Origin of the sequence: Streptomyces iranensis (genome assembly GCF_017874715.1) — a bacterium.
Taxonomy (GTDB): domain Bacteria; phylum Actinomycetota; class Actinomycetes; order Streptomycetales; family Streptomycetaceae; genus Streptomyces; species Streptomyces iranensis.
The window spans coordinates 140,170-163,293 of sequence record NZ_JAGGLR010000001.1; the positions used below are offsets into that span (position 1 = coordinate 140,170).

General features: G+C 70.8%; 19 protein-coding genes. 8 read left to right on the plus strand and 11 right to left on the minus strand.

Features of this window, described 5'->3' with window-relative positions:
* Window positions 1-85 precede the first annotated feature (85 nt).
* The 3 genes from J2Z30_RS00650 (at window position 86) to J2Z30_RS00660 (ending at window position 2,860) form a co-directional block, all read left to right on the plus strand.
* Complete coding sequence (locus tag J2Z30_RS00650; RefSeq protein WP_044577207.1) at window positions 86-1,012, plus strand: ABC transporter ATP-binding protein; 927 nt, start codon at window positions 86-88, stop codon at window positions 1,010-1,012.
* Window positions 1,009-1,782 (plus strand): ABC transporter permease, encoded by a 774-nt coding sequence (locus J2Z30_RS00655; protein ID WP_044577205.1) that lies wholly within the window; start codon window positions 1,009-1,011, stop codon window positions 1,780-1,782. The genes J2Z30_RS00650 and J2Z30_RS00655 overlap by 4 nt, the downstream gene beginning before the upstream one ends.
* Before the next feature lie 85 nt (window positions 1,783-1,867).
* Complete coding sequence (locus J2Z30_RS00660) at window positions 1,868-2,860, plus strand: COX15/CtaA family protein (RefSeq protein ID WP_044577202.1); 993 nt, start codon at window positions 1,868-1,870, stop codon at window positions 2,858-2,860.
* Here J2Z30_RS00660 and J2Z30_RS00665 read toward each other — a convergent pair.
* From J2Z30_RS00665 to J2Z30_RS00675, 3 genes are all read right to left on the minus strand, one after another.
* A complete protein-coding gene (locus J2Z30_RS00665) occupies window positions 2,830-3,966 on the minus strand; it encodes an amidohydrolase (protein ID WP_245387420.1) in 1,137 nt (378 codons plus the stop codon). The two genes, J2Z30_RS00660 and J2Z30_RS00665, sit on opposite strands and share 31 nt — an antisense overlap.
* A gap of 85 nt (window positions 3,967-4,051) precedes the next feature.
* Window positions 4,052-4,486, minus strand: a complete 435-nt coding sequence (locus J2Z30_RS00670) for a hypothetical protein (protein WP_044577201.1) — start codon at window positions 4,484-4,486, stop codon at window positions 4,052-4,054.
* Between the two features lie 24 nt (window positions 4,487-4,510).
* A complete protein-coding gene (locus tag J2Z30_RS00675; protein WP_044577198.1) occupies window positions 4,511-5,461 on the minus strand; it encodes a heme o synthase in 951 nt (316 codons plus the stop codon).
* A gap of 383 nt (window positions 5,462-5,844) precedes the next feature.
* On the opposite strand from J2Z30_RS00675, the gene tkt reads away from it, so the two are divergent.
* The 5 genes from tkt to pgl are packed head-to-tail and all read left to right on the plus strand — an operon-like array spanning window position 5,845 to window position 12,541.
* Window positions 5,845-7,923: a transketolase gene (gene tkt / locus J2Z30_RS00680; RefSeq protein WP_044577195.1), complete on the plus strand. Its 2,079-nt coding sequence runs from the start codon at window positions 5,845-5,847 to the stop codon at window positions 7,921-7,923.
* A 44-nt stretch (window positions 7,924-7,967) separates the two neighbouring features.
* The gene (tal, locus tag J2Z30_RS00685) at window positions 7,968-9,086 is read left to right on the plus strand and encodes a transaldolase (RefSeq protein ID WP_044577193.1); all 1,119 of its coding nucleotides are present in this window, start codon (window positions 7,968-7,970) and stop codon (window positions 9,084-9,086) included.
* Window positions 9,087-9,090: 4 nt separating this feature from the next.
* Complete coding sequence (gene zwf / locus J2Z30_RS00690; protein WP_044577190.1) at window positions 9,091-10,614, plus strand: glucose-6-phosphate dehydrogenase; 1,524 nt, start codon at window positions 9,091-9,093, stop codon at window positions 10,612-10,614.
* A complete protein-coding gene (opcA, locus tag J2Z30_RS00695; RefSeq protein WP_044577189.1) occupies window positions 10,611-11,762 on the plus strand; it encodes a glucose-6-phosphate dehydrogenase assembly protein OpcA in 1,152 nt (383 codons plus the stop codon). Before zwf ends, opcA begins: the two co-directional genes overlap by 4 nt.
* On the plus strand, window positions 11,759-12,541 hold the full coding sequence (pgl, locus tag J2Z30_RS00700; protein ID WP_044577187.1) for a 6-phosphogluconolactonase: 783 nt from the start codon (window positions 11,759-11,761) through the stop codon (window positions 12,539-12,541). The genes opcA and pgl overlap by 4 nt, the downstream gene beginning before the upstream one ends.
* Before the next feature lie 77 nt (window positions 12,542-12,618).
* On the opposite strand, the gene pgi is transcribed toward pgl, so the two are convergent.
* From pgi to J2Z30_RS00740, 8 genes are all read right to left on the minus strand, one after another.
* Window positions 12,619-14,271 carry a glucose-6-phosphate isomerase gene (gene pgi / locus J2Z30_RS00705; RefSeq protein WP_044582089.1) on the minus strand — a complete coding sequence of 551 codons (1,653 nt, stop codon included), beginning with the start codon at window positions 14,269-14,271 and terminating at the stop codon, window positions 12,619-12,621.
* A gap of 50 nt (window positions 14,272-14,321) precedes the next feature.
* The gene (locus J2Z30_RS00710; protein ID WP_044577185.1) at window positions 14,322-15,560 is read right to left on the minus strand and encodes an MFS transporter; all 1,239 of its coding nucleotides are present in this window, start codon (window positions 15,558-15,560) and stop codon (window positions 14,322-14,324) included.
* Between the two features lie 350 nt (window positions 15,561-15,910).
* The gene (locus J2Z30_RS00715; RefSeq protein WP_009718803.1) at window positions 15,911-16,246 is read right to left on the minus strand and encodes an RNA polymerase-binding protein RbpA; all 336 of its coding nucleotides are present in this window, start codon (window positions 16,244-16,246) and stop codon (window positions 15,911-15,913) included.
* A gap of 219 nt (window positions 16,247-16,465) precedes the next feature.
* Complete coding sequence (secG, locus tag J2Z30_RS00720; protein ID WP_044582088.1) at window positions 16,466-16,693, minus strand: preprotein translocase subunit SecG; 228 nt, start codon at window positions 16,691-16,693, stop codon at window positions 16,466-16,468.
* Between the two features lie 113 nt (window positions 16,694-16,806).
* Window positions 16,807-17,583, minus strand: coding sequence for a triose-phosphate isomerase (gene tpiA / locus J2Z30_RS00725; protein WP_044577181.1), 777 nt, complete (start codon window positions 17,581-17,583; stop codon window positions 16,807-16,809).
* Between the two features lie 5 nt (window positions 17,584-17,588).
* Complete coding sequence (locus J2Z30_RS00730; protein WP_044577178.1) at window positions 17,589-18,791, minus strand: phosphoglycerate kinase; 1,203 nt, start codon at window positions 18,789-18,791, stop codon at window positions 17,589-17,591.
* An 83-nt stretch (window positions 18,792-18,874) separates the two neighbouring features.
* Window positions 18,875-19,879 carry a type I glyceraldehyde-3-phosphate dehydrogenase gene (gene gap / locus J2Z30_RS00735; RefSeq protein ID WP_044577175.1) on the minus strand — a complete coding sequence of 335 codons (1,005 nt, stop codon included), beginning with the start codon at window positions 19,877-19,879 and terminating at the stop codon, window positions 18,875-18,877.
* 176 nt (window positions 19,880-20,055) lie between these two features.
* A complete protein-coding gene (locus J2Z30_RS00740) occupies window positions 20,056-23,040 on the minus strand; it encodes a M14 family metallopeptidase (RefSeq protein ID WP_044577173.1) in 2,985 nt (994 codons plus the stop codon).
* Between the last annotated feature and the right edge of the window lie 84 nt (window positions 23,041-23,124).

The following is a 23,124-nucleotide window of genomic DNA, read 5'->3' on the forward strand; positions in this document are numbered from 1 at the left end:
CTACGTGTCCGGGCCCGGATGGCGGACTCCGCGGCTTCCGGCCCTGCCGCCCACGGACGGCCCCGGGATTCGTAGACTGCCGGGCATGCGAGAAGAGCCCGCGGTCGACATCGTCGGCCTGGTCAAGCGGTACGGCCCGAAGACCGCGGTCGACGGGCTCGATCTGTCCGTCGGCCGGGGCACCGTGACCGCCGTTCTGGGCCCCAACGGAGCCGGTAAGACCACCACCGTCGAGACCTGCGAGGGGTACCGCCGCCCCGACGCCGGGACGGTCCGGATACTCGGGCTGGACCCGGTCGCGGACGCCCCGGCGCTGCGCCCCCGGGTCGGAGTGATGCTCCAGTCCGGAGGCGTTTATTCCGGCGCGCGCGCAGAAGAGATGCTGCGCCACACCGCCTCCCTCCACGCGCACCCGGTGGATGTGAATCTGCTGATCGAGCGGCTCGGACTCGGCTCCTGCGGCCGGACCACCTACCGGCGGCTCTCCGGGGGCCAGCAGCAGCGGCTCGCGCTCGCCATGGCCGTCGTCGGCCGCCCCGAGCTGGTCTTCCTCGACGAGCCGACCGCCGGACTCGATCCACAGGCCCGCCGCGCCACCTGGGACCTCATCCGCGATCTGCGGGACGACGGGGTCACCGTGATGCTGACGACCCACTACATGGACGAGGCCGAGCAGCTCTCCGACGATGTGGCGATCATCGACGGCGGCAAGGTGATCGCCCGGGGCACCCCGGAGGCGCTGTGCCGGGGCGGCGCCGAGAACACCCTGCGCTTCATCGGCCGCCCCGCGCTCGACCTGGTCTCGCTGCTCAAGGCGCTGCCCGCCGACTCCACGGCCGCCGAGCTGACGCCCGGCTCGTACCGCGTCACCGGCAAGGTCAACCCCCAGATGCTGGCCACCGTCACCTCCTGGTGCGCGCAGAACGGGGTGATGCCGGACCGGATCTCGGTCGAGCGGCACACCCTCGAGGACGTCTTCCTGGAGCTCACCGGTAAGGAGCTGCGAGCGTGACCGCCACGGGCACTTTTCTCCCCAGGCCGGGGGCGGCCCCGCTGCCGCGGATGATCCGGGCGCAGGCCGCGCTGGAGACCCGGATGCTGCTGCGCAACGGCGAGCAGCTGCTGCTGACCGTCGTCATCCCGTCCCTGGTGCTGGTGCTCTTCAGCACCGTCGACATCGTCGACACCGGCTCCGACGGCAGCACGGTGGACTTCCTGGCGCCCGGCGTGCTGGCGCTCGCCGTACTGTCCACGGCCTTCACCGGACAGGCCATCGCCACCGGCTTCGAGCGGCGCTACGGCGTGCTCAAGCGGCTCGCCGTCTCACCGCTGCCGCGGTGGGGGCTAATGGCCGCCAAGACCTGTGCGGTGCTGGTCACCGAGGTGATGCAGATCGTGCTGCTGACCGCGATCGCGCTGGCGCTCGGCTGGTCGCCGCACGGCGACCCGCTCTCCGTGGCGCTGCTGCTGATCCTCGGCACGGCGGCGTTCTCCGGCCTCGGGCTGCTGATGGCGGGCACGCTGAAGGCCGAGGCGACCCTGGCCGCCGCCAATCTGGTCTTCCTGCTGCTGCTCGTGGCCGGCGGCGTCATCGTGTCGCTGGACAAGTTCCCGGGCGCCGTGCGGAGCGCGCTGGAGCTGCTGCCGATCTCGGCGCTCTCGGGCGGGCTGCGGGACGTCCTCCAGGACGGGGCCGGGATGCCGTGGCGGGATCTGGGGATCCTGGCGGTCTGGGCGGTGCTGGGACTGGGCGCGGCGGCCCGCTTCTTCCGCTGGGAATAGCCCGAGGCGACCCTTACAGCCTGCGGCTTTACCGGAACACAACCCCTCGTGAAAAGCTGCACAAGCGGCGGCCTACGATGGGCGGGTGCCGAATTCGCTGAATCCCTTCGAGCTGATCGCCCGGCGCTGGCAGCCCTCCGCGCGCTTCGTGGAGCGGGCCGCGCTGGCCACCGTGGTGATGGCCGTGGTCATCGTGGTGACCGGGGGCGCGGTCCGGCTCACCCAGTCCGGCCTGGGCTGTGACACCTGGCCCAAGTGCACCCCGTCCAGCCTGACGCCCACCGCCGACATGGGCATCAACGGTGTCATCGAGTTCACCAACCGCATGCTGACGTACGTCCTGTGCGTCTTCGTCGGTGTGCTGATCATCGCCGCGCGGGCCCGCACGCCGGTGCGCCGCTCCCTCACCCGGCTGGGCTGGGCCCAGTTCTGGATCGTGATGGGCAACGCCGTCGTCGGCGGCATCGTGGTCCTCACCGGGCTCAACCCGTACATCGTCAGCTCGCACTTCCTGCTGTCCTCCGCGCTCCTCACGGTCGCGATGGTGGTCTGGCAGCGGGCTCGCGAGGGTGACGGCGAGCCGCGCGACCTCATCGCCCGCCCGGCGCGCCAGCTGACCTGGCTGCTGGTGGGCGCGACCCTGGCGCTGATCCTGATCGGCACGGTGGTCACCGGCGCGGGCCCGCATGCCGGTGACGCCCGTGAGGTGCACCGCATCCCGCTGAACTGGCAGGAGATCACCCAGCTGCATGTGGACTTCGTCTACATCGTGCTGGGCCTCACCGTCGCCCTGTGGTTCACGCTGCGGGCCGTGAAGGCCTCCGCCGCCCAGCGCCGTACGGTCCTGGAGCTCCTCGTCGTGCTGCTCGCGCAGGGCGTGATCGGGTACGTGCAGTACTTCACCCATCTGCCCGAGGTCGTCGTCGGCATCCACATGCTCGGCTCCTGCCTGGTGTGGATCGCGGTGCTGCGGGTGCTGCTCGCCCAGCGCGAGCGCGCCGCGCTTCCGGCGGCCGCGCCCGCCCCCACCGGCGACCACGAGGCCGTTCAGCCCGAGCCGGCCGCGTCCAGCCGGTAGACCCGGCGCGCGGTCCCGGCCGCGACCAGCCCGGCGATCCGCTGGGCCTCGGCCCGGGTGCAGATCCCCTCGCCGACCCACTCCTCCGCCAGCCGGGCCATGGCCTGGCCGAACAGCCGGGACGCGGTCACATACAGCTCGGGCAGCGCCCGCGCGCCCGTCGAGAACAACAGCTTGCCGAACGGCGCCTCGCCGAGGGTCTCCCCGGGCCGCGGCCCGGCGTCCGCGTAGACGTGCGGGAAGGCCGCGGCGAGCTGGGCCGCCCGCCGGTGGTGCGGCCGGTCCGGCAGCAGCACCAGATCGGTCCCGAAGCCCGCCGTGGCGCGCAGGAAGCCGATGAGCGACTGCGGATCGGCACAGTGCAGCTGCACCGGAAGACCGGTCGCCACGGCGCTCCACAGCAGATGCTGGGCGAGCGCGGGGTCGGGGGCGCGGTCCCGGGCCGGGCGGACGGTGAGCGCGAGCCAGCGGGCGGCGGCGCGCCGCACCTCGCGCGGGTCGGGCGGGATCTCGTCGCAGAAGGCGATCCCCATGGCGAAGGCGGTCGCGTGCTGGGCCGCCGCGTACAGCGCCTCGGCGGTGTTGCCGATGAAGGCGTCGACCGTGCCGGAGGTGTCGGCGACCTGCTCGGCCAGCGGCTCCAGCCGGACCACCTCGAGGACCGTGCCGTCGGCGGCCGCGGCCAGCTCGTCCGGGGTGCTGAGGTCGTCCCGGGCGCCGGACTCCAGCAGGAAGGTGCCGATGCCCGCGCCGCGCAGCAGCAGCCGCGCGGCGCGGTAGGCGCCCAGCTCACGGCGGCGGGCGAGATAGCTGACGGGCGCGCAGTGGGGCTCCATGCCCAGCAGCGGGGGGCACCAGCGGCGCACCGCGAGGCCGGTCCAGCTGTCGAAGAAGGTGGTGCCAGCCGGGGCCGCGCCCGACCCGGCGGCGGCCGCCAGATGGGTTTCGAACGAGCCGACTCCGAGCTCGCCGTCGACCGTGCCGTGGCTGTGCTGGTCGACCAGCGGCGGCAGGGTGATCGGCCCCGCCACCGGGCCCGGCCCGTCGCGCGGGACCGGGCCGGTCGGCGGGCCCACGGTGTCCGGGGAGTCCGTCGCCTCGTGCATCGCCGCCGCCTCCTAGCCCTCCGGCATCGACGGGCTTAACGGACGGAAGGGGCACGAGGTGTCGCCGGACCCGTTCTCAGGCGTTCTACGAGGCGGCTGCCGGAGGGTTGCCGGGTCCGCCGAGCTGGATGCCCGCCATGCGCGTCCACTCGTACGGACCGGTGCGGACCTTGGCGGCGAGCTCGCCGTCGAAGTCGTCGCTGAGGGTCAGCCCGGCGATCTCGGCGGCGCGCCGGGCGCCGTCCTGGGAGGGGGCCACGAGGACGCCCCATTCGCCGTCGGCGCCGATGAGTGCGATCCGGACGGCGCCGCGCCCGATGTGCGCGATCTGCCCCTCGGCGCCGCCGTGGCTTCCGGCGAAGGCCGTGATCTGGCGGGCGAGCCGCTCGGCCCGCTTCTCGTCCTTGGACGGCTTGGGCGGCTTGGGCGGCTTCGGCTGCTTGGCCGGTGCTTCCGGCGCGGAGGGCTGGGCGGCGGACTCGCCGCTCTCGGGTGTCTCCGGCTGGGTGGTGTCTGCCATACAGCCGATGCTACCCGTCGGTAATCACCGCAGGAAAGGGTCCACGGCAACGGCGACGAACAACAGCGACACATAGGTGATCGACCAGTGGAACAGCCGCATCTCCTTCAGCTTCGCGCCCGTGATCCCGGCCCTGGCGCGCGCCTGGAGACCGTGCGCCTCCTTGAGCCAGAACCCGCCGAGCACGGCCGCGACGACCGGGTAGAACCAGCCGGTGTAGCCGAGAGGCCACAGCAGCAGCGAGACGATGACCATGGCCCAGCTGTAGAGGACGATCTGCTTGGCGACCACCTTGTTGCCCGCGATCACCGGCAGCATCGGCACGCTGGCCCGCTCGTAGTCGTCCTTGACCTTCATCGACAGCGGCCAGTAGTGCGGCGGCGTCCAGAAGAAGATGACGAGGAAGAGGATGACGGCGGCCCAGGAGACCTCGTCGGTCACCGAGGACCAGCCGATGAGCACGGGCATGCAGCCGGCGATGCCGCCCCAGACGATGTTCTGCGAGGTACGGCGCTTGAGCAACATCGTGTAGACGACGACGTAGAAGGCCAGCGCACCGAGCGACAGCATCGCGGACAGCGGGTTGACCAGCGCCCAGAACCAGGCCGTCGACCCCGCCGCGAGCGCGAAGGCGAAGACGAGGCATTCCCGCGGCGAGACCATGCCGGTCACGAGCGGGCGCTGCGCGGTGCGCTCCATCAGCGCGTCGATGTCCCGGTCGTAATACATGTTGAACGCGGCGGCGCCACCGGCCGACAGATAGCCACCGACGCAGGTGGCGACGACCAGCCACAGGTCCGGGACGCCCTGGGCGGCCAGGAACATGACCGGCACCGTCGTCATCAGCAGCAGTTCGATGACGCGCGGCTTCGTCAGCGCCACGAACGCCATGACACGGGCCCCGAACGGCCGGTGACCGGAGCTCGTTTCGCTCGTCTCGAGCACCCCCGCAGGACGGGATTCGACGGCCGTCACGCACACCCCTGGTGGAAGCAAGAACCAGCAAGCACCGGACATGAAGAGCCGGTAAAGACTTGCGCGTACCACGCCACTCTAGACGTAGCGGATGCACCGCCCGCCGCCGGGGTCCCTCGTGTTGGAGGGGCACGGCAAGGCGCCCTCAAGGCGGCCACACCCGGGGGACGACGGGCCCCGCAGGGCCCGGAACGGCGCCTTCCGTTGGGCTCGGGACGCCCTTCGGACGGGCCCCGGAGGGAATGCGGCGACCTCGGAATTCGTTCCTTATCCCGTTGGGTGGAACTCGAAAAGATGACCGTTGTTCCAGGGGTAGGCTCGACATCGCCGGTGTACATACGGTCACCGGGTTTCGACATTGTGGAGAGGAGCCCTGACTCAGGGTGAGCACCAAGCCGACTACCACAGACCTCGAGTGGACCGATCTGGACCAGCGAGCCGTCGACACGGCCCGGGTCCTGGCCATGGACTCCGTACAGAAGGTCGGTAACGGCCACCCTGGCACGGCCATGAGTCTCGCGCCCGCCGCGTACCTGCTCTTCCAGAAGCTGATGCGGCACGACCCCTCCGACGCGGGCTGGGCGGGCCGGGACCGCTTCGTCCTCTCCCCCGGGCACACCAGCCTGACCCTCTACGTCCAGCTGTACCTGGCGGGCTTCGGTCTCGAACTCGACGATCTGCGGTCGTTCCGCACCTGGGGCAGCAAGACCCCGGGGCACCCCGAGTTCGGCCACACCACCGGTGTCGAGACCACCACCGGCCCGCTGGGCCAGGGCGTCGCCAACGCGGTGGGCATGGCGATGGCCGCCCGCTACGAGCGTGGCCTGTTCGACCCGGAGGCGCCCGAGGGCGCCTCTCCGTTCGACCACACCATCTGGGCGATCGTCTCCGACGGCGACCTGGAGGAGGGCATCTCCGCCGAGGCGTCCTCGCTGGCCGGCCACCAGAAGCTGGGCAACATCGTCGCCCTGTACGACGACAACCACATCTCGATCGAGGGCGACACCGCGACCGCGCTCTCCGAGGACGTGCTGAAGCGCTACGAGGCCTACGGCTGGCATGTCCAGCGCATCGAGCAGGCCGAGAGCGGCGACTTCGACATCCACGCGCTGCACGCGGCGCTCAGGGCGGCGCAGGCCGAGACCGAGCGCCCCTCGATCATCGCGGCCCGTACGATCATCGCCTGGCCCGCCCCGAACGCGCAGAACACCGAGGCGTCCCACGGCTCGGCGCTGGGCGCCGACGAGGTCGCCGCCACCAAGCGCGTCCTCGGCTTCGACCCCGAGCAGCACTTCGCGGTCGACACGGAGGTCATCAACCACACCCGCGACCTGGTCGAGCGCGGCCGCGAGGCCCACGCCGCCTGGGACAAGAAGCTCCAGGAGTGGCGGAACGCCAACTCCGAGCGGGCCGCCCTGTTCGACCGGATCACCGCGGGCGAGCTGCCCGAGGGCTGGGAGAGCGCGCTGCCGGTCTTCGAGCCGGGCAAGGACGTCGCCACCCGTAAGGCGTCCGGCCAGGTGCTCAAGGCGCTCGGCGGGGTGCTCCCCGAGCTGTGGGGCGGCTCCGCCGACCTCGCGGGCTCCAACAACACCACGATCGACGCGTCCTCGTCCTTCCTCCCGAAGGGCAATCCGCTGCCGGAGGCCGACCCGTACGGCCGCACGATCCACTTCGGCATCCGCGAGCACGCCATGGGCTCGACCATGAACGGCATCGCGCTGCACGGCAACACCCGTGTCTACGGCGGTACCTTCCTGGTCTTCTCCGACTACATGCGCCCGGCCGTCCGGCTCGCCGCGCTGATGAAGCTGCCGGTCACCTACGTGTGGACGCACGACTCCATCGGCCTCGGCGAGGACGGCCCGACCCACCAGCCGGTGGAGCACCTGTCCGTGCTGCGCGCCATCCCGGGCCTGAACGTGGTCCGCCCGGCCGACGCCAACGAGACGGCCATCGCCTGGCGGGAGATCACCCGCCGGCACACCGCGAACCCGGCTCCGCACGGCCTGGCGCTGACCCGGCAGAACGTGCCGACCTACGAGGCCGACGAGGACGCCGCCAAGGGCGGTTACGTCCTCTTCGAGGCCGAGGGCGGCCAGCCGCGGGTCATCCTCATCGGCACCGGTTCCGAGGTGCAGCTCGCCGTGGAGGCGCGCGAGCAGCTCCAGGCCGCCGGGATTCCCACTCGCGTTGTGTCGATGCCGTCGGTCGAGTGGTTCGAGGAGCAGGACAAGGGGTACCGGGAGACAGTGCTGCCGCCGTCCGTCAAGGCTCGGGTGGCCGTCGAGGCGGGTATCGGCCTGACCTGGTACCGCTACGTCGGCGAGGCCGGCCGCATCGTCTCGCTGGAGCACTTCGGCGCCTCCGCCGACTACAAGGTGCTCTTCCGGGAGTTCGGCCTCACCGCCGAGGCCGTGGTCACCGCCGCCCGCGAGTCCCTCGACGCCGCCGGGCGCTGACCCCCACAGACGACGTAAGTGCGACGAGTAGGAGAACACACCCCATGACAGACGCACTCAAGCGGCTGGCCGACGAAGGCGTCGCGATCTGGCTCGACGACCTCTCCCGCAAGAGGATCACCTCCGGCAACCTGGCCGAGCTGATCGACCAGCAGCATGTCGTAGGCGTCACCACCAACCCGTCGATCTTCCAGAAGGCGATCTCCGGTGGCGACGGCTACCAGCAGCAGGTGGCCGACCTCGCGGTCCGCCGGCTCACCGTCGAGGAAGCCGTCCGCATGATCACCACGGCGGACGTCCGCGACGCGGCCGACATCCTCCGGCCGGTGTACGACGCGACGGGCGGCCAGGACGGCCGGGTATCCATCGAGGTGGACCCGCGCCTGGCCCACAACACGGCGGCCACCATCGCCGAGGCCAAGCAGCTGGCCTGGCTGGTGGACCGGCCCAACACCTTCATCAAGATCCCGGCGACCGAGGCGGGGCTGCCCGCGATCACCGAGGTGATCGGCCTGGGCATCAGCGTCAATGTCACGCTGATCTTCTCGCTGGAGCGGTACCGCGCAGTCATGGACGCCTTCCTGGCCGGTCTGGAGAAGGCCAAGGCCGCGGGTCTTGACCTGCAGAAGATCCACTCGGTGGCGTCCTTCTTCGTCTCCCGCGTGGACACCGAGATCGACAAGCGCATCGACAAGCTCGGCACCGATGAGGCCAAGGCGCTGCGCGGCAAGGCCGCCATCGCCAACGCCCGCCTCGCCTACCAGGCGTACGAGGAGGTCTTCAGCTCCGACCGCTGGGACGTCCTGGACCGGGGACACGCCAACAAGCAGCGTCCGCTGTGGGCCTCGACCGGTGTCAAGGACCCGGCGTACAAGGACACCATGTACGTCGTGGACCTGGTCGCCCCCGGCACCGTCAACACCATGCCGGAGGCCACCCTGGAGGCGGTCGCCGACCACGGTGAGATCCGCGGCGACGCGGTGCGCGGCACGTACGAGCAGGCCAAGGCCGACCTCGACGCGCTGGCCGGGATCGGGATCTCCTACGACGACGTCGTCAAGGTGCTGGAGGACGAGGGCGTCGAGAAGTTCGAGTCCTCGTGGAACGACCTGCTGAAGTCCACCGAGGCGGAGCTCAAGCGCCTCGCACCCTCGGAGGCGTGAAAACGTGAGCAGCAGCAATCCGCTGCGTGACCCACGAGACCGGCGGCTCCCGCGCATCGCGGGGCCGTCCGGCCTGGTGATCTTCGGCGTCACGGGCGATCTGTCCCGTAAGAAGCTGATGCCCGCCATCTACGACCTGGCCAACCGCGGTCTGCTGCCGCCGGGCTTCTCGCTGGTCGGCTTCGCCCGCCGCGACTGGGAGAACGAGGACTTCGCCCAGGTCGTGCACGACGCGGTCAAGGAGCACGCCCGGACCCCGTTCCGCGAGGAGGTCTGGCAGCAGCTGGCCGAGGGGTTCCGCTTCGTCCCCGGTGTGTTCGACGACGACGACGCGTTCGTCAAGCTGCGGTCGACCATAGAGGAGCTCGACAAGGCGCGCGGCACCGGCGGCAACTTCGCGTTCTATCTGTCGGTCCCGCCGAAGTTCTTCCCCAGCGTCGTCCAGCAGCTCAAGAAGCACGGGCTGTCGCACGGGCAGGGCGACTCCTGGCGGCGCGCGGTCATCGAGAAGCCGTTCGGCCACGACCTGAAGAGCGCCCAGGATCTCAACCAGGTCGTCCACGAGGTCTTCCGGCCCAGTGACGTCTTCCGGATCGACCACTACCTGGGCAAGGAGACGGTCCAGAACATCCTGGCGCTGCGCTTCGCCAACACGATGTTCGAGCCGATCTGGAACCGGTCGTACGTCGACCATGTACAGATCACCATGGCCGAGGACATCGGCATCGGCGGGCGCGCGGGCTACTACGACGGCATCGGCGCGGCCCGCGACGTCATCCAGAACCACCTGCTGCAGCTGCTCGCGCTGACCGCCATGGAGGAGCCCGCCTCCTTCGACGCGTCCTCCCTGGTCACCGAGAAGCTGAAGGCGCTCAGGGCGGTCAAGCTGCCCAAGGAGCTGGGCAAGCACACGGTGCGCGCCCAGTACGCCCCCGGCTGGCAGGGCGGCGAGGAGGTGCACGGCTACCTCGAGGAGGAGGGCATCGACCCCCACTCGAAGACCGACACCTACGCCGCGATCAAGCTGGAGATCGACAACCGCCGCTGGGCGGGTGTCCCCTTCTACCTGCGCACCGGCAAGCGGCTGGGGCGGCGGGTCACCGAGATCGCGGTGGTCTTCCAGCGCGCCCCGCACTCCCCCTTCGACGCCACCGACACCCAGGAGCTGGGGCAGAACGCCCTGGTCATCCGGGTGCAGCCGGACGAGGGCGTCACCATCCGGTTCGGCTCCAAGGTGCCCGGCACCTCCATGGAGATCCGGGACGTGACGATGGACTTCCAGTACGGCGAGTCCTTCACCGAGTCCAGCCCCGAGGCGTACGAGCGGCTGCTGCTGGACGTCCTGCTCGGCGAGGCGAACCTCTTCCCCCGCCATGAGGAGGTCGAGCAGTCCTGGCGGATCCTGGACCCGATCGAGGAGTACTGGGACCAGCACGGCAGGCCCGAGCAGTACACCTCCGGGACCTGGGGGCCGAAAGCCGCGGACGAGATGCTCGCACGAGACGGACGGAGCTGGCGGCGGCCATGAACATCGATCTCACGGACACCACGTCCAGCCGGATCAACTCCGCTCTGGTCCAGGCACGCCGGGCCACCGGTACCCCGGCCGTGGGCATGGTGCTCACCCTCGTCATCGTCACCGACGAGGGCAACCACTACGACGCGCTGCGGGCGGCCAGCGAGGCGTCCAAGGAGCACCCCTCGCGCACCCTGGTCGTCATCAAGCGGCCGGGTCGGTCGCCGCGCGACCGCAAGATGGCCCGGATGGACGCCGAGGTGCGGGTCGGCGGCGAGACCGGCACCGGCGAGACGGTGCTGCTGCGGCTGCACGGCGAACTCGCCAACCACGCCTACTCGGTGGTCCTGCCGCTGCTGCTGCCGGACGCCCCGGTGGTGGTGTGGTGGCCGGAGGACGCCCCGGAGCACCCCGCCGAGGATCTGCTCGGGCAGCTGGCCCAGCGCCGGATCACCGACGCCCAGGCCACCGAGGACCCGGTCGCGGCCCTCGGGGTGCGGGCCGCCACCTACACCCCGGGCGACACCGATCTGGCGTGGACCCGGATCACCCCGTGGCGCAGCGTCCTGGCCGCGGCCCTGGACCAGCGGCACTCCCCGATCACCTCCGCGGTCGTCGAGGGCGAGGCATACAACCCGAGCAGCGAGCTGCTCGCGCTGTGGCTCGCCCAGCGGCTGGGGGTGCCGGTGGACCGGCAGGTCTCGGAGGGCCCCGGGCTGACCGCGGTCCGGCTGGAGACGGCCGACGGCGTGATCTGCCTGGACCGGGCGAACGGCTCGCTGGCCGAGCTGGCCATGCCGGGCCAGCCCGACCGTCATGTGGCGCTGCAGCGGCGTGAGATGTCGGAGCTGATCGCCGAGGAGCTGCGCCGGCTGGACCCCGACGAGAGCTACGAGACATCGGTGAAGTTCGGCGTCAGCAAGCTGGGCAAGGGCGGCGTGGGGACGCTGGAGCGGGACGCCAAGGCCGCCCCGGCGACCCAGGTGGTGCCGCCCGGGACGGACCTGCCGCCGCTGCCGACCCGGGACCCGGAGACGCCGTCGGAGCACGCCCCCGGCTCGCCGAAGAACCCGCCGCAGGCACCGGCGCAGCCGCCGGTTCCCAAGCCCCACCCCCCGAAGTCCCACGAGCAGAAGGCTGACGGGAAGGCGGACAAATGACCGCACCACAGGTGGTCGTCCACCGCGACAAGGAGCTGATGGCCCAGGCCGCGGCGGCCCGGCTGATCACGAAGATCGTGGACGCCCAGGCCGCCCGTGGCTCGGCCTCGGTCGTCCTGACCGGCGGGCGCAACGGCAACGGCCTGCTGGCCGCGCTCGGCGCCTCCCCGGCGCGCGACGCGGTCGACTGGTCGCGGCTGGACCTGTGGTGGGGCGATGAGCGATTCCTGCCCGACGGCCATGCGGACCGCAATGTCACACAGGCCCGCGAGGCGCTGCTGGACGCGGTGGAGCTGGACCCGGCGCGGGTGCACGCGATGCCCGCGTCCGACGGGCCCCACGGCGGCGATGTGGACGCGGCCGCCGAGGCGTACGCGGCCGAGCTGGGCCGGGCCGCGCGGCCGGAGAACCACGGCGCGGTGCCGTCGTTCGACGTAGCTCTGCTCGGCGTCGGCCCGGACACCCATGTGGCCTCGCTCTTCCCCGAGCTGCCCGCCGTCCGGGAGACCGAGCGGATGGCGGTCGGGGTGCGCGGCGCGCCCAAGCCGCCGCCGGTACGGATCTCGCTGACCCTGCCCGCGATCCGCGCGGCACGGGAGGTGTGGCTGCTGGCGGCCGGTGAGGACAAGGCGAAGGCGGTCACGATAGCGCTGTCGGGCGCCGGGGAGCTGCAGGCTCCGGCGGCGGGCGCGCGCGGCCGCCGCCGGACGCTGTGGCTGCTGGACCGGGCCGCGGCGGCGGGGCTGCCGCGCGAGCTGTACCCCCCGGCGTCGCCGTAACCCTCGTATCGCACAGGACCGATCCCCCGGGCGCTTCGGGCGCCCGGGGGATCGTTCGTTGTCTGCCTCGGAGCGCCTCAGCGGCCGCGCAGCGAGCGGTAGGTGGCGACCAGGTGCTCGGTGGAGGCGTCCAGACCGGGCACCTCGGCGCCCTCGGTCAGGGCGGGCTCGACACGCTTGGCGAGCACCTTGCCCAGCTCCACTCCCCACTGGTCGAAGGAGTCGATGTTCCACACCGCGCCCTGGACGAAGACCTTGTGCTCGTAGAGGGCGACCAGCTGGCCCAGCACCGACGGGGTCAGCTCGTGGGCGAGGATCGTGGTGGTGGGGCGGTTGCCGTCGAAGGTCTTGTGCGGCACCAGTTCCTCGGGCACTCCCTCGGCGGCGACCTCCTCGGCGGTCTTGCCGAAGGCCAGCGCCTGGCCCTGGGCGAAGAGGTTGGCCATCAGCAGGTCGTGGTGGGACTCCAGGCCGGGCGGCAGGTCCTTCACCGGCCGCGCGAAGCCGATCAGATCGGCCGGGACCAGCTTGGTGCCCTGGTGGAGCAGCTGGTAGTAGGCGTGCTGGCCGTTGGTGCCGGGGGTGCCCCAGACGATGGGGCCGGTCTGCCAGCCGACGCGGTTGCCGTCCCGGTCCACATGCTTGCCGTTGGACTCCATGTCCAGCTGCTGCAGATAGTCGGTGAACCGCGACAGATAGTGGCTGTAGGGCAGGACGGCATGCGCCTGGGCGCCGTGGAAGTTGTCGTACCAGATGCCCAGCAGGCCCATCAGCAGCGGGACGTTCTGCTCCGGCGGGGCGGTGGAGAAGTGCTCGTCGACCAGGTGGAACCCGGCCAGCATCTCGCGGAAGCAGTCCGGGCCGATGGCGACCATCAGGGAGAGGCCGATGGCCGAGTCGTAGGAGTAGCGCCCGCCGACCCAGTCCCAGAACCCGAACATGTTGTCCGTGTCGATGCCGAACTCGGCGACCTTCTCGGCGTTGGTCGACACCGCCACGAAGTGCTTGGCGACGGCCTCCTGACCGGACCGGAGCCCGGTCAGCAGCCAGTCGCGGGCGGAGACGGCGTTGGTGAGGGTCTCGATGGTGGTGAAGGTCTTGGAGGCGACGATGAACAGCGTCTCGGCGGGGTCCAGATCGCGCACCGCCTCGTGCAGATCCGCACCGTCCACATTGGAGACGAACCGGAACGTCATCGAGCGGTCGCTGTAGGAGCGCAGCGCCTCGTACGCCATCTTCGGGCCCAGATCGGAGCCGCCGATGCCGATGTTGACGACGTTTTTGATCTGCTTGCCGGTGTGGCCGGTCCAGTCGCCGGACCTGACGCGGTCGGCGAAGACGGCCATCTTGGCGAGCACGGCGTGCACTTCGCCGACGACGTCCTGCCCGTCCGCCTTGATCTCCGCGGAGTGCGGTGCGCGCAGCGCGATGTGCAGCACCGAGCGGTCCTCGGTGGTGTTGATCCGCTCGCCGCGGAACATGGCGTCGCGCAGCTCGGCCACCTTGGTGGCGCCCGCCAGTTCGCGCAGCAGCCGCAGGGTCTCGTCGGTCACCAGGTGTTTGGAGTAGTCGACGTGGAGATCGCCGACCTGAAGGGTGAGGCGGCTCCCGCGCTCCGGGTCGCCCGCGAACAGGTCGCGCAGATGCGCGTCGCCCAGCTCCTTGCGGTGTGCGGCCAACGCGTGCCATTCCGGCAGCTGGTCCAGCCTGGTGCGGCCTTCCATGTTCATCTCGGACATCAGCCCACTTCTCGTCGGTACCTGGCCCCCGTGCCACCAACCTAATTGATGACGGACCGCATTCCCGGAACGAGGGCCGCCACCCCGCAGACGAAGAGCGCGGCCGCCCCCAGCGCCGGGGTGTTGAACCCCCACGCCTGGGCCATCACCCCGCCCAGCAGCGCGCCGAGCGGGGTGCCCGCGATCGACAGGGTGCGGAAGGCGGAGCTCACCCGCCCGAGTGCCCCGTCGGGGCTGCGCTGCTGCATCATCGTCACCTCGGTGACGTTCCAGACGATCCCCGCGAAGCCGAAGAGACCCATGGCGGCGACCGCGACCGGCAGGCTCCGTATCGCCCCGAGGACGGCCAGGGCGCCGATCTGCGCGGTGCCGCACACCACGAGGGCACGGACGCGCCCCAGCCTCTCGGTGAGCCGGGCGGCAACCAGGCCCCCGGCCACGCTGCCGATCCCGTAAACGGTGATGACGGCCGCATAGCCGGTGTTCCCGGCGTCCAGCCAGCCGGTGATGTGCAGCACCAGGGTGGCGATGAGCGCGCCGATGCCGATGTTGCACAGCGTGGTGGAGGCGCACAGCGCCCGCAGTGTGCGGTCCCGCCACAGCACGGTCAGGCCCTCGGCGATATCGCGCCGCAGCGAGCCGCCCGGCGGGCGCGGGGCCCGCTCGTGGGGTGCCGCCCCCAGCGAGGCGACCAGCGCGGCGGCGGCGAGATAGGTGGCCGCGTCCGCCGCGTACGGCATCGCGGCGCCGAGGCCGAGCAGCACCGGCACCAGCGGGGCGCCCACGAACCGGCCCATGACCTCCTGCCCGGTCAGCAGCCGGGCGTTGGCCCGGCCCAGCGCCTGCTGCCCCACCACGGACGGCAGCAGCGCCGTGGCCGCGTTGTCGAACAGGGTCTGCAGCGTGGTGAGGGCGAAGGCGAGGGCGAGCAGCAGCCCGATACCGGCCCGGTCCAGCCACACCGCGACGGCGAACCCCGCCATCAGGACGGCCCGCACGCCGTCCACCGCCCACATCGCCCGCCGCTGGTCCACCCGGTCCGCGATGGCCCCGCCGATCAGCCCGAACAGCAGCCAGGGCAGAAAGCCGCAGGCGGTCACGAGCGAGACCAGCACCGGCGAATCGGTCAGCGAGACGGCCAGCAGCGGCAGCGCCGCCCCCCGCAGCGCGTCCCCGAACCGGGAGACGACCGCGGCCGCCCACAGCCGCCCGAAACCCCCGCGCCACGCGGGCCCCGCCGGTTTCCCGGCACCCCGCTCACCGGCTTCCACCGCGGCCATGACGATCCCCCTCCGCCGCCTGCACCGGCCCCCACCCGGCGGGACGGCTCCCCCCGGTGCTCCAGCACCCCACGACCGTAGCCCGCACCACTGACAACGGCCCGGCCGGGCACCCCTCGCAGGAGGTGCCCGGCCGGGCCGTCGTACCGCGTTGTGTGTTTAGGGCCTGTCTGGGGTTGTGAGCTGGATCAGGGAGCGGGGCGTGGTGCGTGCGATCGCAAGGCGCCGGAAGGCCCTCGTAGCGGAGCTACTAGGGCGTTTCGGCAACGCCGCGAGAGGGGGTACCTCCCAGCGGTAGCTGGGGGAGCGTGCCACGCCCCGCGAGCCCAGATCACAACCCCAGACAGGCCCTAGATCTCGCCCCGGAGCTTGGCGAGTGCCTCGGCGAGGATCGCCTCGCCGTCGGCATCGCTGCGCCGCTCCCGTACGTACGCCAGATGCGTCTTGTACGGCTCGGTGCGCGGCGGGTCCGGCGGGTTGTCCCGGTCCTTGCCGGCCGGGAAGCCGCAGCGCGGGCAGTCCCACGTGTCAGGGATCTGCGCGTCGCTGGCGAAGCTCGGCACGGTCTCATGCCCGTTCGAGCACCAGAAGGAGATGCGCAGGCGCGGCGCCGATTCGCCTCGCTCGGCTTCTCCCATCGGCCCCGCCCCGACCCGACTTCCACGGATCGCGTTGCCACTTGCCACGGTCGTAACTCCCTGCGTGATGGTGCCGCGAAGCCTCGATTGGCAGCTTCGCCGCCCGGCGCCCCAGTCTACGTAAGGCCCAACGCGCGTCCAGTGAGAGGAGTTACACCCGTCACGGAGGACGCCATGCCATCATAGGCCGCATATGGGCCTGGCTGACGACGGTACGTCAGTTATCGGGCGTCAGCCGGGCCCCGGACGGGCCCCGCCGGCGGACCCTCAGTCGAGCTTCATCAGCAGCCCGAGCACGATGATGCAGACGAACCACAGCAGCCCGACCACCAAGGTGATGCGGTCCAGGTTGCGCTCGGCGACCGAGGAGCCGCCCACCGAGGACTGCATGCCGCCACCGAACATGTCGGACAGGCCGCCGCCCTTCCCCTTGTGCATGAGCACCAACATCATCAACAGCAGGCTGAAGATGATGAGGGCGATCGAGAACCCCATGATCACAGCTGGACCAACCTTCTCGGGCTTGTACGGACGTCGGGGGCCGGACAGTGCGATTTCCACCGCCTCGACCCCCGACAGGGTACGACGATGCGCGCGCTAGGGCCTACTCACTGGTCGCGGAAACGAACGATCTTGACGAATTCGTCCGCGTCCAGCGACGCGCCGCCGATCAGGGCGCCGTCCACATCCGGCTTGGCCATGATCGCGGCGATGTTCCCGGACTTCACCGAGCCGCCGTACTGGATCCTGACCTTGTCGGCGACCTCCTGGCCGTAGAGCTCGGCGAGCCGGCCGCGGATGGCCCCGCAGACCTCCTGGGCGTCCTCGGGGGTCGCGACCTCGCCGGTGCCGATCGCCCAGACCGGCTCGTAGGCGATCACGATCGTCTCGGCCTGCTCGGCCGGGACGTCCTTCAGGCCGCCGTCCACCTGGGCGAGGGTGTGCGCGACCTGGTTGCCCGCCTTACGGACGTCGAGGCCCTCGCCGACGCACAGGATCGGGGTGAGGTCGTGGCGGAAGGCCGCCTTGACCTTGGCGTTGCACAGCTCGTCGGTCTCGTCGTGGTACTGGCGCCGCTCCGAGTGCCCGACGACGGCGTAGGCGCACCTGAGCTTGGCCAGCATCGGGCCGGAGATCTCGCCGGTGTAGGCACCGGAGTCATGCGCCGAGATGTCCTGGGCGCCGTACTTGATCTTCAGCTTGTCGCCGTCGACCAGGGTCTGCACGGACCGCAGGTCGACGAAGGGCGGCAGCACCGCGACCTCCACGGCCTCGTAGTCCTTGTCGGCGAGCCCGAAGGCGAGCTTCTGGACGTGGGCGATGGCCTCGAGGTGGTTGAGGTTCATCTTCCAGTTGCCCGCCATCAGCGGAATACGGTCACTCACGGTGTTCAGTCCTCCAGTGCGGCGAGGCCGGGGAGCGTCTTGCCCTCGAGGTATTCGAGGCTCGCTCCACCGCCGGTCGAGATGTGGCCGAAAGCGTTCTCGTCGAAGCCCAGGATGCGTACGGCCGCGGCCGAGTCGCCGCCGCCGACCACGGTGAAGGCCGGGCTGTCCAGGAGCGCCTGGGCCACGGCGCGGGTGCCCTCGGCGTAGTCGGGGTGCTCGAAGACGCCCATGGGGCCGTTCCAGAAGACGGTGGCCGCGTCGGCCAGCTTCGAGGCGTAGAGCTTGCGGGTCTCCGGGCCGATGTCCAGGCCCTGGAGGTCGGCCGGGATCGCGTCCGCGGCGACGAGCCGCGGGTTCGCGGGGGCCTTGGTCTTCAGGTCCGGGAATTCGGGCGCGGCCGTGACATCGACCGGGAGCACGAACTCCACGCCGCGCTCCTTGGCCCGGCGCAGATAGTCCTGGACCGCCGGGACCTGGTCCTCCTGCAGCAGCGAACCGCCGACCTCGTGGCCCTGGGCCTTGAGGAAGGTGTAGGCCATGCCGCCGCCGATCAGGATGCGGTCGGCCTTCTCCAGGAGGTGGTCGATCACGCCGAGCTTGTCGGAGACCTTGGCGCCGCCGAGGACCACCGCGTAGGGCCGCTTGACGTCCTCGGTGAGCTTCTTCAGGACGGTGAGCTCGGCGGCGATCAGATCGCCCGCGGCGTGCGGCAGCCGCGCCGGGAGGTCGTACACCGAGGCGTGCTTGCGGTGGACCGCACCGAAGCCGTCGCCCACGTAGAGGTCGGCGAGGGTGGCGAGCCGGTCGGCGAAGGCGCCGCGCTCGGCGTCGTCCTTACTGGTCTCACCGGCGTTGAAACGCAGGTTCTCCAGCAGCGCGACCTCGCCGTCGCCAAGGGCCGCCACGGTGGCCTGGGCGCTGTCGTCCACGGTGTCGGTCGCGAAGGCGACCTGCTTGCCGAGGAGTTCGCCGAGCCGCCGGGCGACCGGGGCGAGCGAGTACTGGGGGTCCGGGGCGCCCTTGGGGCGGCCCAGGTGCGAGGCGACGATCACCTTGGCGCCCCGGTCCAGGAGCTTGGTGATCGTCGGGACGGCGGCGCGGATCCGGCCGTCGTCGGTGATCGTCTCGCCGTCCAGCGGGACGTTCAGATCGGCGCGGACGAAGACCCGCTGCCCGGCGACCTGAAGATCGTCAATCGTCTTCACAGGGATGACTCCTTGATCATGGATCGGGGCCCGTTACGACGGCGTCGTAGCGGGCCCCGTTTCCTAGCTCATCGGGACAGCGGTCAGAGCCGGCCGCCGACGTAGACGGTCAGGTCGACGAGGCGGTTGGAGTAGCCCCACTCGTTGTCGTACCAGCCGACGACCTTGACCTGCTTGCCCTGGACCATGGTCAGGGAGGAGTCGAACGTGCAGGACGCGGGCCAGTTGACGATGTCCGAGGAGACGATCGGGTCCTCGGTGTACTCGAGGATGCCCTTGAGCTGACCCTCGGCGGCCTTCTGGAAGGCGGTGTTGATCTCGTCCTTGGTGACCTCGCGATCGAGCTCCAGGACGAGGTCGGTGACCGAGCCGGTCGGGACCGGGACGCGCATCGCGATGCCGTCCAGCTTGCCCTTGAGCTGCGGGAGGACCAGCGCGGTGGCCTTGGCGGCACCGGTGGAGGTCGGGATGATGTTCTCGGCCGCCGCGCGGGCGCGACGCAGGTCCTTGTGCGGGAAGTCCAGGATGCGCTGGTCGTTGGTGTACGCGTGGACCGTCGTCATCATGCCCTTGACGATGCCGAAGCTCTCGTCGAGGACCTTGGCCATCGGCGCCACACAGTTGGTGGTGCAGGAGGCGTTGGAGATGACGTGATGGTTCGCCGGGTCGTACTTGTCCTGGTTGACGCCCATCACGATGGTGATGTCCTCGTTCTTGGCGGGCGCGGAGATCAGGACCTTCTTGGCGCCGGCGGCAAGGTGCTTGGCGGCGTCCTCACGCTTGGTGAAGATGCCGGTGGACTCCACCACGATGTCGGCGCCGAGCTCGCCCCACGGAAGGGCGGCCGGGTCGCGCTCGGCCATCGTCTTGAAGGTCTGGTTGCCCACCGTGATGGTGTCCTCGGTGTGGCTGACCTCGTGCTTCAGCCGGCCGAGGATGGAGTCGTACTTGAGCAGGTGGACCAGGGTGGCGTTGTCGGTCAGGTCGTTGACACCGACGATCTCGATGTCCGCGCCCTGCTCAAGGAGCGCGCGGAAGTAGTTGCGACCGATGCGGCCGAAGCCATTGATGCCTACGCGGATCGTCACGAACCGATCTCCTCGTTGGTGTGCCGGTCTGGACGCCGGCGAACGTGTAATGGGATGTCCCCGACCGCCTCCGACCCTACCGCTATCACGGGACGTTCGTGACATTGGCATCGGCGGCCCATGACCACCGGAAAGTGGTACGGACCGCCGATTCAGTCACGATGTGTCACACGCTGTCAACGACGCAGCGCACGTAGCGCGTCGCCCACCAGCCGGGCCCTCTGGCCGGTGTCCGGGACGTGCTCCAGGCCGAATCCCAGCAGCACGGTGTCCCGCGTGGTGACGCCCGCGACGGTGTGGAACAGCTCCCGGGAACGGGACCAGTCCCCGGCGTTCGCCGGGCTGCCCTCCGGCGCCCCCGGCACCGACCACGGGCCGAGCGCGGTCTCGAAGCCCTCGGAGTCCTCGGCGGTGCCGCCGACGGTGAGCTCGGTGCCGTCCACGAAGGCGCCCCGGCCGCCGGTGCCCGGGTCGGTGACGTACGAGATGGCCAGCTCGACCTTCTTGCCCGCGTAGCCGCTCAGGTCCAGCGTGACCGGCCGCCACCCCTCGGAGGAGCCCGTCAGACTGTTCCAGGAGCCCGTGCTGCCCTTCGCGGTGCAGCCGTCGTCACCGGGGGTCAGGTAGTGCTTGAGGAACGGGTGCAGATTGAGCAGGAAGCCCGCCTCGCACTCGGTGGGCACCTCGGTGGAGGAGCCGCCGCCCGCGTCGGGCAGGGTGGTCCAGTCGTCCTGGCCCGCGGTGCGCGCCTCGATGATCACATGGTCGTAGCCGGGCTCGGTGTCATAGCTGAGCCGGAAGTCCAGGGCCGGTTCGTCGGCGGCGGACACACCGCCGAGGTCCACCGTGCGGGACAGCCGCATCCAGGAGTTGTCACGGTGACCCGCGGCAGCCATCCAGTCGCCCTCATAAGGCTGGTACGGGGTGCGCGTGTTCGGGTACTCCCCCGCGCCCGCGCTGCGGAACCGGGGGAAGTCCTCGGGCGGCAGCACATCGGAGGTGACGGTGTAGGCGCCCGCCGCGTCCAGGGGATTGCCCGCGGCGTCGCCGAGGTTCGCGCCGGTGCCCGCGAGCGCGCCGGCTCCCTGGAAGGCGGTGGGCGACTTCAGGGTGAGCCGGCTGTCGGCGCCCAGGTAGTACTGGCTGAAGTCGTCGGTGTCGGCCGGTCCCACCTCGGAACTGCCGCCCGCCCGTTCGCCGGTGGTGATCAGCTTGCCGCCCTCGTTGAGGAAGTCGCGCACCGCGAGCAGGGTCGGGCCGCCGGGCCGCTCGGCGCCGGTGTACCAGAGCACCGTCTCGAAGTGGCTGAGCACTCCGAGCGCGGACGGCGCCCCCTGGGTGGCCACGTCCCAGACGGCCGCCTTACGGCCGTTGTCGGCCAGCGCCCGGGTGTACGCGGCGGTGTGCCGGGCCGCGGTGGTGCCGCCCTCCTCGGCGATCACCAGCGTGTCGGCGCGGGGCCGCTTCGCCACGGTGTAGGTGAACGGCTCGCTGGCGGTCCGCTTGCCGTTCTCCGTACGGCCGGTGAACCAGACCTCGGCCTTCTGCCCGGGGTCCGCGCCCTTGACGGCGGCGCGGTACTGGTCGAAGCGGATGTTGTCCTCGCCGCCGTACGTTTCGCCGCCCTTCCACGCCTTGAGCGGGGCGGTGTGGGTACGGCCGCCGTTCACCCGGTAGTTGAGCTTCTTGTCGCGAACGCTCTTGCGGACGGTCACCGAGACGTCCTGGTCGCCGCCGCGCGCGTACGACGTGCTGAAGGCGTCCGGAGTGAAGTCCCGCGCGCTCAGACCGACCGACGACGAGGGCCGGTCGGGGTGTTCGGCGGTCTCGGCGACGGAGAGCGCGAAGGGGATGTTCTTGGTGAACTCCTGCGCGATCAGCTTCTCGTCGTCCGGGAAGGTGAAGCCGGACGCGCAGTCGCGCGGCTGCCAGGCGTCGTCCGGGTCGACGTTGGAGGCGGTCTGGCACGTCGACATCTCCGGGGTGAACATCATCATCCCGTTGACGTTCGCCGCGTGACCGTCCGCCTCGCCGTTGGTGGTGTACAGCTCGGAGGAGACCTGCGGGTGGTAGCCGGGGATCGCAGAGTGCTCCGGGGTACCGGCGAGGGACTTGTAGAGGACGTCGTCGGGAGTCGGCGTGGCGACCTGCCAGCCGACGCCGTAGAGCAGCAGTTCGGCGGCCGAGTGGTAGTTGATGCCGTAGGCGAAGCCGATGCGCTTCTCGAAGGCGTCCAGCGCCCTGGTCTCCGGCTCGGAGGCGGGGGCCGGACCCCGGTAGGTCTCATCGGCCGGGTCGGCGGACGAGCCCTCGTTGTCGTAGCCCCACTTGTAGCGGAAGTTGCGGTTGAGGTCGACGCCGTCACCCGAGGTGATCTTGCCGTCCCCGTTGTTGTCGCGCAGGTTCTTGCGCCACTGGCGGTTGGCCGGGTCCTGATGCGTGTAGTCGTAGCCGTCGGGGTTGGCGGACAGCACGAACCACAGCTCCGTACGGTCCACGATCCTGGTGACGCGGTCGTCCTTGCCGTAGTTGTCGAGGTAGTAGTGCATCAGCCGGCGGGTCATCTCCGGCGTGATCCACTCACGGGCGTGCTGATTGGACATGTAGAGCACCGACGGCTTGCTGCCGTCGCGGGTCTTCGCGGCGTCCTTGCTCAGCTTGAGTGCGAGGATGTCCTTGCCCTGGCCGGTCCTGCCGATGCTGACGACCTTGGTGAGGCCGGGATGTGCCCGGCCGGTCTCGACGATCTCCTGCTTCAGCCCGCCCTCGCCGCTGTAGGGGCGGAAGACGCCGTCGCCCGCGGCCCTCAGCCGGTCGCGGCTCCGTGCGGAGACCTTCTTCTCGGCGAGCCGCACGCCCTTGCCGCGCAGTGCGGCGGCCTGCTTGGCGGTGAGGTAGAGCTCGACCGGGCCGGTGCCCTTCCCGGGCACCTGCCGCCCCAGCTCGGTGCCGTCCGCTCCGGCGCGGAGCAGCAGCGGAATCTGATCCTTGGTGACCTGGGCGGTCCATACGGACAGTCCGTCGCCGGCCGCGTCCGCCGCCGGTTGCGCGGGGGCCGCGGGTGCCGCGGCCAGTCCCCCCAGGAGCAGCGCGGCCAGTGCCACCACCGCGCCGCTCGATCTCACCGTGCGTCTGAATCTCACCGTGCGTCTGAGCTTCATGAGCCCCCCTAGCTGTCGTTCGAAGACACGCGGGTGCGCAGCGCTCCAGACTTGTCACGACACATGGTCATGTCAACAGCGGCG

What these genes read in the sequence shown, in the direction of transcription:
- secG (WP_044582088.1), bottom strand. Translation starts at nt 16,693, where the DNA reads ATGGGGTTCTCGATCGCCCTCATCATCTTCAGCCTGCTGTTGATGATG.
- opcA (WP_044577189.1), top strand. Translation starts at nt 10,611, where the DNA reads ATGAACATCGATCTCACGGACACCACGTCCAGCCGGATCAACTCCGCT.
- J2Z30_RS00740 (WP_044577173.1), bottom strand. Translation starts at nt 23,040, where the DNA reads ATGAAGCTCAGACGCACGGTGAGATTCAGACGCACGGTGAGATCGAGC.
- J2Z30_RS00665 (WP_245387420.1), bottom strand. Translation starts at nt 3,966, where the DNA reads ATGCACGAGGCGACGGACTCCCCGGACACCGTGGGCCCGCCGACCGGC.
- J2Z30_RS00670 (WP_044577201.1), bottom strand. Translation starts at nt 4,486, where the DNA reads ATGGCAGACACCACCCAGCCGGAGACACCCGAGAGCGGCGAGTCCGCC.
- J2Z30_RS00710 (WP_044577185.1), bottom strand. Translation starts at nt 15,560, where the DNA reads ATGGCCGCGGTGGAAGCCGGTGAGCGGGGTGCCGGGAAACCGGCGGGG.
- pgi (WP_044582089.1), bottom strand. Translation starts at nt 14,271, where the DNA reads ATGAACATGGAAGGCCGCACCAGGCTGGACCAGCTGCCGGAATGGCAC.
- J2Z30_RS00650 (WP_044577207.1), top strand. Translation starts at nt 86, where the DNA reads ATGCGAGAAGAGCCCGCGGTCGACATCGTCGGCCTGGTCAAGCGGTAC.
- tal (WP_044577193.1), top strand. Translation starts at nt 7,968, where the DNA reads ATGACAGACGCACTCAAGCGGCTGGCCGACGAAGGCGTCGCGATCTGG.
- pgl (WP_044577187.1), top strand. Translation starts at nt 11,759, where the DNA reads ATGACCGCACCACAGGTGGTCGTCCACCGCGACAAGGAGCTGATGGCC.